This is a genomic window from Caulobacter sp. FV2ps19, from assembly GCF_058681035.1.
This window is the reverse complement of record NZ_CM178729.1, coordinates 4,088,155-4,100,790: the sequence shown is the minus strand read 5'-3', so window position 1 is coordinate 4,100,790 and position 12,636 is coordinate 4,088,155. Positions and strand designations below refer to the sequence as shown.

Here is a 12,636-nt window from a genome sequence, read left to right as displayed (position 1 = left end):
TGACAGACCGATTTTGATCCGTAAACAAGATCTTAAAGTCAATAAAATCAGAGAGATGGCTTTCGATTTGCGACTTGGCCCGCAGGTTGCTGAGGAGGGTTCGACCTAAGGCGCGTTCGTCATGAACCGCCGCGCAAACCGGACCGAGACACGAATGACCGTGATCGCCGCCTCTGCCGCTCTCTTGCCCGCCAGCCCCACCCCGTCAGCCGGCGGCATGGGCGCCGACGGCTTTGACTCGATCCTCGCCATTGCGGCGGCAAATGACGAGCCCAAGTCCGCTCCGACCGCGTCGGAAAAGTCGCCCAAGGAGCCGGCCAAGAGCGCCGACAAGGCTTCCAGCAAGACGGCCGCCAAGGCTGACAAGCCAGACCAGCCCGACAAGGCTGACAAAGCCCCCGGCGACGCCGACCAGGTCGCAGGCAAGGTCGATGAGGCTGCAGCCAAGGCCGAAGCGGAAGCCGCCGACGCCGAGAAGGCCGCGGCGCTCGCCCAGGCGGACGCCGCGGCCCTCGCCGCTGCAACCCTTCTGGCCGCCATGACGCCGCAACAGGAACCCGCCCCCGTCGCCCCGGTCGTTGCGGGGACGGACGCCGTCGCCCTGGTCGCCGCCGCCGCCGGGCAGTCTGCAGAAGCCGTAGTCGACGCCGCCGCCGCCGCCGCTACCGCGTCCGCAGCGTCAGATCTTCTGGTTGCGCCGCAAGCCGATGCCGTCTCTGACGCGGCGCAACTGGCTCTGGAAGCCGCCGCCAAGCTCGACGCCGGAGCGTCGGCGCCAACCGTCACCGCCGCGGCGACCCCGGCCGAAAAGCCTGCGACGCCGCCCGTCGTGTCGCCCGTCGCGCCCAATGCGCAGACCGCCGCCCAGGCCGCGTCCGCCACCATCGAAATTCCAGACGCCGCGGTGCTCGACGCGCCGATCCCGGCCGACGACCTGGGCCTTGACGCCGCCGCGCTGGAAGCCGCCGCTGCGCCGGTCGCCGAGCCGGCCAAGCCCGCCGCCAAGGCGGCCTCGCCGGTTGCGACGCCCGTGGCGAACCCGGTGGTCGCCGCCGCACCCATTCCGGTCGTCGCGCCGGTCGAGCCGGCGCCGGTTGACGCGCCGCCGGTCGTCGAGGCCGCGCCTGACGCCGCTGACGCCACACCGACGATCGCTCAGGTCGCAAGCGCGCCGGTCGTCAAGGTGACAACCTCGGCGGTCAAGACGGCCACGAGCGAACCGGCCGCCTCGCCGGACGGCGAGCCTGTGAAAATCGCAGGCGTCACTGTCGGCGCGGTGTCCGACCAGCAGTCCGGCGCCGGTCAGGGCGAGACCCGTTCGCAAGGCCAGGGCCAGTCCTCCGCCGAAACCTTGGTGGCCGCCGTCGGCGACGCCGCCGCGACGCCGGACGCTCCGACGCTCTCCCAGCCCGCCGCCGCCACGATCGCCGCCGCTGCGGTCGCTCCGGCGCCCCTGAGGGCCGAAACGCGGGGTTCGCCCGAAACGGTGGCCCAGCTGTCGGCCGAGATCCTCAAGAAGCTGGACGCCCAGACCACGCGCTTCGACGTCGCCCTGACGCCGGAAGGCCTGGGCAAGGTTGATGTGCGCATCGAGATCGGCCGCCACGGCGCGCTGACGGCGTCCATGGCCTTCGACACCGCCCAGGCGGCCGCCGAACTGCGGGGCAAGTCCGGCGAGCTGCGCCAGGCGCTCTCGCAGGCCGGCTTTACGGTCGAGGAAAACGCCCTGCGTTTCGACGTGTCGAGCCAGGGCGGCGGTCAGAACGGCCAGAACGGCTTCTTCAATTTCAACGGCGGCGAAGACGGCCGCCGGGCCTGGTCGGGCAAGGCCTTCAAGACCGCCGAGACCGTCGACCCGATCATCCTTTCCCCTTCAGACCTGCTGCCGGGCCTTCGCATGGCTCCCGACAGCGGTCTGGACATTCGTATCTAGAGGCTTTCGACATGACCTCCACGTCTGCGACCTACGCCCAGATCAACAACGCCAACGTCTCGTCGGTGACGACGAGCACCAATGCGGTCGACAAGATCAACAACTCGCGCACGTCGCTCGCCACCAACGAGCAGACGTTCCTGAAGCTGCTGACCACCCAGCTGAAAAATCAGGATCCGCTCTCGCCGACCGACACGACGCAGATGACCAGCCAGATCACCCAGATGACGGGCGTCGAGCAGCAACTGGTCACCAATGACCTGCTCGCTGCGCTGGTCGGCATGAACACCGGTTCGGGTCTGTCCGAGGCGGTGGGCATGATGGACAAGCTGGTGACGGCCGAGACCGCGACCTCCACCCTCAAGGATAACAAGGCCACCTTCGTCTATAGTCAGGCCGGTGGGGCGACGAGCGTGAAGGTCGAGATCACCAACGCGGCCGGCAAGGTCGTCCGCACGATTCATCCTGACGATCTGAAGAGCGGCGCCCACACCTATGAGTGGGACGGCAAGGACGACAGTGGCGTCCAGCTCGAGGACGGCGGGGCCTATACGGCCAAGGTCACGGCCACGGCCGCGGACGGCAAGGCGATCAGCACAAAGTCGGCCGGCCGCATCCAGGGCATCGTCACCGCCGTCGACAATTCCACCGGCAAGACCATGCTGACCATCAACGGAACCCAGGTCGCCCTGGACCTGGTGATCGGCGTCACCAATCCGCCGGCCGCCGCCACGCCTCCCGCCACGGCCGCGAACACCGACACAACAACCACAACAACCCCCACGACCACGACGCCCGAAACGGCGGTCGCGGCCTAACCCCACCTGCACAGGGCGTCAGAATGACGCCGACGCGGCTCGCCAGGAACGGTTCCTGCCAGGCCCAAACGCAAACCGCGCTGAACCTCTCCGTCATTTGACTTTCAACGCAGGAATTTCGTCATGAGCATCAACAGCGCCATGCTTTCGGGCGTCTCGGGCCTGATCGCCAACTCGTCCGCCCTGGCCGCGATCTCGGACAACATCGCCAACGTCAACACGGTTGGCTACAAGCGCAGCAGCGCCAATTTCTCGACCCTGGTCACGTCCCAGAGCAAGAACTCGACCTACAGCGCCGGCGGCGTCAAGTCGCTGACCCACCAGTTCATCAGCCAGCAGGGCCTGACCCAGTCGACGACCTCGAACCTGGATCTGTCGATCGCCGGGGCCGGGTTCTTCGTCGGCACAGAGAAGCCGGAAGGCCTGACGGCCGCCGACACCCGCTCCTTCACCCGCGCCGGGTCGTTCCAGCTCGACAATCTGGGCTATCTGAGAAACGACGCCGGCCTCTATCTGCAGGGCTGGCTGGCCGATCCGGTGACCGGCGACATCGTCCCCGACCCGTCGGACCTGACCCAGCTGTCCTCGATCAATGTCGGCACGGTCGGCGGCACGGCCGAGAAGACTACCCGCGCGGCGGTCAACGCCAACCTGCGCTCGGAACAGCCTCTGTCGGCCCAGTCCAAGTTTGGCGTTACCAAGACCAATATTGCGGACACCGGGGGCGGCACCAACAACTACACGGTCTCGTATTCGCCGACCGCTACAGCCAACGTCTATAATGTCGAAGTCAAGAAAGGCACTTCGGTCATCGGCAACGGCACGGCAACTTACGCGGCCGGCGCCGGCGGCGCTCTGTTGTCGGGCACCGGCATCTTGCTCGGCGCTCCGCCCACAACGATGGACGTCAGCGGCACCGGCGCAGGCACGCCCACCGCACTGATCAGCGCGCTGGGTTTGAATAACGCCACTGACCTGCAGACTGGCAGCCTGTACGATGTCGCGACCAACTCGATGTCGGACTACGCCCTGGACAACACCAAGGGTGTGAAGCCGGATTTCGAAATTCAGATCCCGGTGTCGGACTCCAAGGGCGGCCAGCGCACGGTCACCCTGTCGCTGTTGAAGAGCGATGTGCCCAATGAATGGTACGCCGAACTGCGCACCAAGCCTGGCGACCTGGACAATGTCGCCAATGGCCTGATCAGCAGCGGCCGGGTCACCTTCACCACCGACGGCAAGCTGTCTTCGGTCGGTAATCTGTTTGGCGGCACCAATCCCAGCTCGATCACGATCGGCGCCTCCGACCCGAGCGCGACGAGTACGACGATCCCGCGTTGGGCTGACGGCCTTGGTATCGACTCGCAAACCATCCAGATCGACCTGGCCAACGCCGCCGGCGGCCTGACCCAGTACAACAGCCAGTCGGTCGTGCAGTCGGTGAACACCAACGGCACCGCCTTCGGCAACCTGACCAATATCGAGGTCGACGACGAAGGCTATGTCTCGGCGATTTTCGACAACGGCGTCACGCGCCGGATCGCCCAGGTGGCCGTCGCCACCTTCTCCAACCCGAACGGCCTCAAGGGCGTCAACGGAAATGCTTACCGCGTCACGAACGAAAGCGGCACCTACAGCCTGAAGACTCCAGGTCAGGGCGGCGCCGGTTCTATCGCGCCCTCTACCCTAGAGGCCTCGACTGTCGATCTGTCCACTGAGTTCACCGGACTGATCACGACGCAGAGAGCCTATTCAGCCTCATCTAAAATCATCACTACAGCTGACCAGATGCTTGAGGAACTCTTGAGCATTAAGCGATAATCATAGGTATTAACTCGGTTTAATAGCTATGTTCCACATCGGCACACTAAAGTGTTTAAGGAGAAGGCGGGTGTTTAGGCCTTTCTTTACTATTGGAATTAAGTCGCTGTTATTGGCTGTCGACTATGGTGACCTTCAACAGTGATGGTTGTGGGAAAGGCGTAAAGCCATGTTGCAGCAGCAGCGCACGAACAGCCGGGGTGAGAAGTACGTGATCGGTCCGACCGGCGCGCCTCTAACTCTCTCCGACTTGCCGCCTCCGGAAACCCAGCGTTGGGTGATCCGGCGTAAAGCCGAAGTGGTGGCCGCCGTTCGCGGTGGTCTCCTCTCGCTCGACGAGGCCTGCGATCGATATAAACTGACCAACGAGGAATTTCTCGCTTGGCAGCAATCGATCGACCGGCACGGTCTGGCGGGTCTTCGGACCACGCGGCTCCAGCAATACCGCTAGGGCAACGCGCTCTGACGGATAAGGGATTTTCGGCTGTTCACAGCTGGGAACGCCCTCCTGGAATGTCGAGCGGCCGCGCCCTTCAGGGGGCGCGGCCGCGACGTTTTGGCGCTTTAAACGGTCGCGCCCAGGGCCGTTTGTAAACGCCCCGTTTACCTTGAACTGGGTAAATCCTGCCTAGCAACGGTCGTCTCTGGCGACCGGCGCGTGTCCCCGTCGGGGGTGCTTTTTGGGGGATCGGCCTTAGTGGAAAGCTTTCTGAGCGCGATACAGAGATTCGGCTTTGGCCGGCTCGCCGCTCTGATCGGCGTCGGCGCCGGCGTCGTCGCGATTCTGGTCGCTCTGGTCATGCTCATGGGCAAGGAGCCCAACGAGCTCCTGTATTCCAACCTGGATCTCAAGGAAGCCTCCCAGGTCACCCAGGCCCTGGACCAGGCCGGCGTGAAGTATGAGACCAAGGGCGACGGCTCCACGATCATGGTGGCGCGCGACAAGGTCGCTTCGGCCCGTCTGCTGGTCGCCGGCAAGGGCTTGGTGACCTCCGGCTCGATCGGCTACGAGATTTTCGACTCCAACAACGCGTTGGGTCAGACCGACTTCGTTCAACAGCTGAACCGCCAGCGCGCCCTGCAGGGCGAGCTGGAGCGGACCATCAAGGAATGGCAGGGCGTCAGCAGCGTCCGCGTTCACCTGGTCCTGCCCAAGCGCCAGATTTTCGAGGAAGACGCCCAGCAGCCGTCCGCCGCCGTCACCATCGCCACCGGTGGTCGCGAGGCTTCGGCCGAGATGGTGCGGGCTGTCCAGAACCTGGTCGCCGGTTCGGTCTCGGGCATGAAGCCGGAAAAGGTCAGCGTCATCGACCAGCACGGCAAGACCCTGTCGGCCTCGAGCGACGAGAGCCTGGCGGGCCAGTTGGCCCAGGATCGCAAGACCGAGGTCGAGGCCCGCATCGCCAAGACCGTCAAGGACATGATCGAAGGCGTGCTGGGCCCCGGCAAGGCGCGGGTCAATGTCACCGCCGAACTCGACCTGAACCGGGTCACGGTTCAGGAGGAAAAGTTCGACCCCGAAGGCCAGGTGATCCGCTCGGAAAGCACCAGTGCGGCCAATAACAGCGAAACCAAGAACGACGACAACAGCGGCGTGACGGCCACCCAGAACATTCCCGGCGGGGCGCCGGGCGGGTTCCAGGCCCTGGGCTCCAAGTCGGACACCAACGATAGCGTCACCAACTACGAGATCTCCAAGTCGGTCCGTACTGAAGTGACCGAGCCGGGCGCGATCAAGAAGCTGGCTGTGGCCGTGGCCATCGACGGCGTCAACGCGCCCGCCGGCAAGGACGGCAAGCCGGGCGCCTATACGCCGCGCACCGAGGAAGAGCGCGCCCAGCTGGAAGATCTGGTCAAGACCGCTATCGGCTTCGACGCCGCGCGCGGCGACCAGGTCAAGGTGACCAACATCCGCTTCCCGCAGCCTGAGGATCAAAACCTCGAAAAGGCCGGCTTGCTGGCGGGCTTCGACAAGAACGACATCATGCGCATGGTCGAGCTGGGCATCCTGGGGGTCGTCGCGATCATGATCCTGATCTTCGCGGTCCGGCCCTTCCTCAAGAGCATGATGTATCAGACCACCACCCAGTCTGCCCTGGCCGCGCCCCAGGCGACGCGCATGGTGACCCTGTCGGACGGCACGACCCAGGAAGTGATCATCGACCAGTCCGGTGAGCCGATCGCTCTGGCCGCCCCGGGCGGCGCCGACATTGATCAGCGGATCGACATCGCCAAGATCGAGGGTCAGGTGAAGGCTTCGTCGATCAAGCGGGTTTCCGAATTCGTCGACAAGCATCCTGACGAATCCGTGGCGATCCTGCGCACCTGGCTGCACGAGTCCGCCTGATGGCCATGAAAAACGCCGTCACGAATGTGGCCAACCTGTCGGGTCCGGAAAAGGCCGCGATCGTGCTGCTGTCGCTGGGCGAAGAGCACACCCGCATCTGGGAAGCCCTCGACGACGAGGAGATCAAGGAAGTCTCGCAGGCCATGGCGGGCCTGGGCACCGTGTCGGCCAGCGTCGTGGAAGACCTGCTGGTCGAGTTCGTCTCGGGGATGAGCTCCACCGGCGCGATCATGGGCTCCTACGAGCAGACCCAGCGCCTGCTGCAGTCGTTCATGCCGGCCGACAAGGTCGACGCCCTGATGGAAGAGATCCGTGGTCCCGCGGGTCGAACCATGTGGGACAAGCTGGGCAATGTGAACGAGGCGGTGCTCGCCAACTATCTGAAGAATGAATACCCCCAGACCGTCGCCGTGGTGCTGTCCAAGGTGAAGTCCGACCACGCCGCGCGGGTTCTGTCGTCGCTGCCGGAGGACTTCGCCCTGGAGTGCGTGACCCGCATGCTGCGGATGGAGCCGGTTCAGCGCGAGATCCTCGACAAGATCGAGCAGACCCTGCGCACCGAATTCATGTCCAACCTGGCGCGCACCTCCAAGCGCGACAGCCACGAGATGATGGCCGAGATCTTCAACAATTTCGACCGCCAGACCGAGGCCCGCTTCATCGCCGCCCTGGAAGAGCGCAACCGCGAGGCGGCCGAGCGCATCCGCGCCCTGATGTTCGTGTTCGAGGATCTGGCCAAGCTGGATCCGGGCGGCGTCCAGACCCTGCTGCGCGGCACCCCCAAGGAGCAACTGGCCCTGGCCCTGAAGGGCGCCTCGGACAAGCTGCGCGAAATGTTCTTCTCCAACATGTCGGAACGCGCTTCCAAGATCATGCGCGAGGACATGGAAAGCATGGGCCCCGTGCGCTTGAAGGACGTCGATCAGGCCCAGGTCAGCATGGTGCAGGTCGCCAAGGATCTGGCCGCCAAAGGCGAAATCATGCTGGCCGGTTCGGGCAGCGATGATGAGCTGATCTACTGAGGCGGATGGCAGAATGACCGACATCCCCCACAAGCGCTTCGCCTTCGACACCGTCTTCGACGATCGCGGCGGCGTGGCCTATCAGGCCCCCAGGGTGAAGCGCAGCTTCACGCCCGAAGAAGTCGAAGCCGCCAAGGTCGAGGCCTATGCCGAGGGCGAGCGTTCGGCCGTGGCGCGGGCCGAGCAGCACGCCGCCAACGCCCTGGGCGAGATCTCCCGCGCCGTGCAGGAGGCCTTTTCGACCTTGACGGCCGTGGCCCACGAACATCGCTCGGGCTCGGCCATGCTGGCCCTTGCCGCTGCGCGCAAGATCGCTGACGCCGCCCTGGAGCGCTTCCCCGAGGCGCCGGCCAGCGCGGCCCTGGCAGCCCTGGCTCGCGAAGTCGAGGCCCAGCCGCGCATCACGGTCCGGGTGTCCGAGGATCTGGTCGAGCGCACTCAGGCGGCCCTGGAAGAGACCGCTCAGGCGATCGGATTTCCGGGCCAGATCGTGGCTCGCGCCGACAACGCCATGCCGCCCGCCGCCTTCACCTTTGACTGGGGCGAAGGCCGGGCGGCCTTCGATCCCAACCAGGCGACCATTCGGGTCGCCGAAGCCCTGGAAGCGGCGATCGCCGCCGAGGGACTCCACGCCGAACCCCTGCTTCCCGCTAGCGAAAGCTGATCGTTATGGCCGAAGACAACCTCACGCTCGACGAATTCGGGGGCCAGATGCTGGCCTCGGAGGCCCCCATCGAGATCGGCGACAAGATCGCCTCCGATCTGGCGCCGGTCTTCGATGTTCCGGTCAATATTTCGGCCGTTCTGGGACGGGCCAACATGTCCGTCGCCCAGCTGCTGCAGCTGGGTCAGGGCAGCATCCTCGAGCTTGACCGCAAGGTCGGCGAGGCGATCGACATCTATGTGAATAACCGGCTGGTGGCCCGGGGCGAGGTGGTCGTCGTCGACGAACGCCTGGGCGTGACCATGACGGAAATCATCAAGGACGGCGACGCGGCGGGCTGAGCCTGACGCGTCAAGGAGGACAAGATCATGCGGCTTCTCGTCGTTGGTAAACTGAACGGACAGCTCTCCGTCGCCGTGAAGATGGCGATGAACGCGGGCGCGAAGGTTTCGCACGTCGAAACCATCGAGCAGGCGACCCACGCCCTGCGCGCCGGCCAGGGGGCCGACCTGCTGATGGTCGAGTACACGCTCGACATCGCCGGTCTGATCGCGGCCAACGAGGCCGAGCGGATCCGGGTGCCGGTGGTGGCCTGTGGGGTCGACGCCGATCCGATGCGTGCGGCCGCAGCCATCAAGGCCGGGGCCAAGGAATTCATCCCCCTGCCGCCGGACGCCGAGCTGATCGCCGCGGTCCTGGCCGCCGTGACTGACGACGAGCGGCCGATGGTCGTTCGCGATCCGGCGATGGAGAACGTCATCCGCCTGGCCGACCAGGTCGCGCCGTCCGACGCCTCGATCCTGATCACCGGCGAAAGCGGCTCGGGCAAGGAGGTGATGGCCCGCTACCTCCACGGCAAGTCGCGCCGCGCCAAGGCCCCGTTCATCAGCGTCAACTGCGCCGCCATCCCCGAGAACCTGCTGGAAAGCGAACTGTTCGGCCACGAGAAGGGCGCCTTCACCGGCGCCATGGCCCGTCGCATCGGCAAGTTCGAGGAAGCCAACGGCGGCACCCTGCTGCTGGACGAAATCAGCGAAATGGACACCCGCCTGCAGGCCAAGCTGCTGCGCGCCATCCAGGAGCGTGAAATTGACCGCGTCGGCGGCAGCAAGCCGGTCAAGGTCGACATCCGCATCCTGGCCACCAGCAACCGCGACCTGACCCAGGCGGTGAAGGACGGGACGTTCCGCGAAGACCTGCTCTATCGCCTCAATGTCGTGAACCTGCGCCTGCCGCCGCTGCGCGAGCGTCCGGGCGACGTGATGAGCCTGTGCGAGTTCTTCATCAAGAAATACTCGGCCGCCAACGGCGTCGCCGAAAAGCCGATCTCGGCCGAGGCCAAGCGTCGTCTGATCAGCCATCGCTGGCCGGGCAATGTCCGCGAACTGGAAAACGCCATGCACCGGGCGGTGCTGTTGTCGCCGGGCGCGGAGATCGAGGAGTTCGCCATCCGCCTGCCGGACGGCCAGCCGATGGCGCCCAATCCGGATGTCGCCGTCGCCCGCGGAGCCCAGATGGCCGCCGACGCCGTGTCGCGCGCCTTCGTCGGCTCGACCGTGGCCGAGGTCGAACAGCACCTGATCATCGACACCCTGGAGCACTGCCTGGGCAACCGCACCCATGCGGCCAACATCCTGGGCATCTCGATCCGCACCCTGCGCAACAAGCTGAAGGAATATTCCGAAGCCGGCATCGCCGTGCCTGCGCCGCAAGGCGGGGTGACCCACGCCGCCTGAGGATGGGCCCTGAGCGCCGCGACCATTGGCCGGGCGCCCGACAGGGTCAATTTCGATTAACCAACTGGCGATCTGTCGCAAATCGCTTCATGCGCGAGAGGCGCCTGGTCGCACCAGGGCCTTAAGACCCTCCAAGGGATCCGAGTTTTGAATGGCTGACGCCGCCCTGCCCAAGACCGCCTCCGCGATGCCCTCGGCCAGTTCGCTGTGGGCCGGGATTCTGCGCGGCGAAATGGGCCTGGCCTTGGGCGTGGTCGGCATCATCGTGCTGCTGATCCTGCCGGTGCCGCCGTTCCTGCTGGATCTGCTGCTGGCGATCTCGCTGACCGGCTCGGTCCTGATCCTGATGACCGCGGTGCTGATCCGCAAACCGCTGGAATTCACGTCGTTCCCGACCGTTCTGCTGGTCGCGACCCTCTATCGTCTGGGCCTGAACATCGCCTCGACCCGCCTGATCCTCGGCCATGGCCAGGAAGGGGCGGACGGCGCCGGCGCGGTGATCGCCGCCTTCGGCAAGCTGATGATGCAGGGCAATTTCGTCATCGGCATCATCGTCTTCATCATCCTGCTGGTCGTGAACTTCATGGTGGTGACCAAGGGTTCGGGGCGGATCGCCGAGGTCGCCGCCCGCTTCACCCTGGACGCCATGCCCGGCAAGCAGATGGCTATCGACGCCGACCTGTCGACCGGCCTGATCGACCAGGACACCGCCAAGCAGCGCCGCAAGGACCTGGAGCAGGAATCGACCTTCTTCGGGGCCATGGACGGCGCCAGCAAGTTCGTGAAGGGCGACGCCGTCGCCGGCCTGATCATCACCGCCATCAATGTGATCGGCGGCATCCTGATCGGCGTCGCTCAGCACAAGATGCCGATCGGCGCGGCCTCCGCCAGCTACACCCTGATGTCGATCGGCGATGGTCTGGTCAGCCAGATCCCGGCCCTGATCATCTCGATCGCCGCCGGCCTGGTGGTGTCCAAGGCCGGTGTCGAGGGGTCGGCCAACGCCGCCCTGACCACCCAGCTGTCGATGAACCCGGTGGCGCTGGGCATGGTGTCGGCCTCGTCGGGCGTGATCGCCCTGATCCCGGGCATGCCGATCTTCCCGTTCGCCGCCCTGTCGCTGGGCGCGGGCTTCCTGGCCTACCGCCGGTCCATGAACGCGGGGGCGAAGGCGGCGGCGCTGGATCCCCGGCTGGAGGAGGCCGTCGCGGGAGAGCCCGAGGAAGAGCCGATCAGCGCTTCCCTGGCCATAGACGACATCAAGATCGAGCTGGGCTATGGCCTGCTGACCCTGATCAATGACCTGGACGGCCGCCGTCTGACCGACCAGATCCGCGCCTTGCGCAAGACCCTGGCCAGCGAGTTCGGCTTCGTGATGCCGCCGGTGCGGATCCTCGACAATATGCGCCTGGCCAACCAGGGCTATGCGATCCGCATCAAGGAGATGGAGGCCGGGGCCGGCGAGGTGCGTCTGGGTATGCTGATGGCCATGGATCCGCGCGGCGGCCAGGTGGAGCTGCCCGGCGAGCATGTGCGCGAACCCGCCTTTGGCCTGCCCGCCACCTGGGTGGCCGACGACCTGCGCGAGGAAGCCACCTTCCGCGGCTATACCATCGTCGATCCGGCCACGGTGCTGACCACGCACCTGACCGAGATCCTCAAGGAGAACATGGCCGATCTGCTGTCCTATTCGGAAGTGCAGAAGCTGTTGAAGGACCTGCCGGAGGGGCAGAAGAAGCTGGTCGACGATCTGATCCCGAGCGTGGCCACCGCCACGACGGTGCAGCGCATCCTGCAGGCCCTGCTGAAGGAACGCGTGTCGATCCGCGACCTGCCGCAGATCCTGGAGGGCATTGGCGAAGCCGCGCCGCACACCAGCTCGGTCACCCAACTGGTCGAGCAGGTTCGCGCCCGTCTGGCGCGCCAGCTGTGCTGGGCCAATCGCGGCGAAGACGGCGCCCTGCCCATCATCACCCTCTCGGCCGAGTGGGAACAGGCCTTCGCCGAGGCTCTGATCGGGCCAGGCGATGACAAGCAGTTGGCGCTGGCGCCGTCACGGCTGCAGGAGTTCATTCGCGGCGTCCGCGAGGCTTTCGAGCGCGCCGCCCTGCAGGGCGAGGCTCCTGTCCTGCTGACCAGCCCGGGCGTTCGCCCCTATGTTCGGTCCATCATCGAACGGTTCCGGGGCCAGACCGTGGTGATGAGCCAGAATGAGATCCACCCGCGCGCGCGTTTGAAGACGGTGGGCATGGTCTGACGCGGGTTGAGGCCGCCTTTGCGCCTCTCCCGATGTCG

10 protein-coding genes are annotated in these 12,636 nt (G+C 65.7%); all 10 read left to right on the top strand.

From position 1 onward, the window contains the following. The first annotated feature begins 154 nt into the window (after positions 1 to 154). Positions 155 to 1,933 (top strand): flagellar hook-length control protein FliK, encoded by a 1,779-nt coding sequence (locus ACW18B_RS19465; RefSeq protein WP_492048646.1) that lies wholly within the window; start codon positions 155 to 157, stop codon positions 1,931 to 1,933. Positions 1,934 to 1,944: 11 nt separating this feature from the next. Beyond that, entirely contained in the window at positions 1,945 to 2,751 is an 807-nt protein-coding gene (locus ACW18B_RS19460) for a flagellar hook assembly protein FlgD (protein ID WP_492048645.1), read from the top strand. 123 nt (positions 2,752 to 2,874) lie between these two features. Then, positions 2,875 to 4,572 (top strand): flagellar hook protein FlgE, encoded by a 1,698-nt coding sequence (flgE, locus tag ACW18B_RS19455; protein ID WP_492048644.1) that lies wholly within the window; start codon positions 2,875 to 2,877, stop codon positions 4,570 to 4,572. A gap of 169 nt (positions 4,573 to 4,741) precedes the next feature. Further along, the gene (gene sciP / locus ACW18B_RS19450) at positions 4,742 to 5,023 is read left to right on the top strand and encodes a CtrA inhibitor SciP (protein ID WP_007675208.1); all 282 of its coding nucleotides are present in this window, start codon (positions 4,742 to 4,744) and stop codon (positions 5,021 to 5,023) included. A 246-nt stretch (positions 5,024 to 5,269) separates the two neighbouring features. After that, positions 5,270 to 6,919: a flagellar basal-body MS-ring/collar protein FliF gene (gene fliF / locus ACW18B_RS19445; RefSeq protein WP_492048643.1), complete on the top strand. Its 1,650-nt coding sequence runs from the start codon at positions 5,270 to 5,272 to the stop codon at positions 6,917 to 6,919. Further along, positions 6,919 to 7,941: a flagellar motor switch protein FliG gene (fliG, locus tag ACW18B_RS19440; RefSeq protein ID WP_492048642.1), complete on the top strand. Its 1,023-nt coding sequence runs from the start codon at positions 6,919 to 6,921 to the stop codon at positions 7,939 to 7,941. Before fliF ends, fliG begins: the two co-directional genes overlap by 1 nt. A 13-nt stretch (positions 7,942 to 7,954) precedes the next feature. Then, the gene (locus tag ACW18B_RS19435) at positions 7,955 to 8,605 is read left to right on the top strand and encodes a FliH/SctL family protein (RefSeq protein ID WP_492048641.1); all 651 of its coding nucleotides are present in this window, start codon (positions 7,955 to 7,957) and stop codon (positions 8,603 to 8,605) included. 5 nt (positions 8,606 to 8,610) lie between these two features. Then, positions 8,611 to 8,946: a flagellar motor switch protein FliN gene (fliN, locus tag ACW18B_RS19430; protein ID WP_492048640.1), complete on the top strand. Its 336-nt coding sequence runs from the start codon at positions 8,611 to 8,613 to the stop codon at positions 8,944 to 8,946. A 27-nt stretch (positions 8,947 to 8,973) separates the two neighbouring features. Continuing rightward, entirely contained in the window at positions 8,974 to 10,341 is a 1,368-nt protein-coding gene (flbD, locus tag ACW18B_RS19425) for a sigma-54-dependent transcriptional regulator FlbD (RefSeq protein ID WP_492048639.1), read from the top strand. A 151-nt stretch (positions 10,342 to 10,492) separates the two neighbouring features. After that, positions 10,493 to 12,598 (top strand): flagellar biosynthesis protein FlhA, encoded by a 2,106-nt coding sequence (gene flhA / locus ACW18B_RS19420; RefSeq protein WP_492048638.1) that lies wholly within the window; start codon positions 10,493 to 10,495, stop codon positions 12,596 to 12,598. The last annotated feature ends 38 nt before the right edge of the window (positions 12,599 to 12,636 follow it).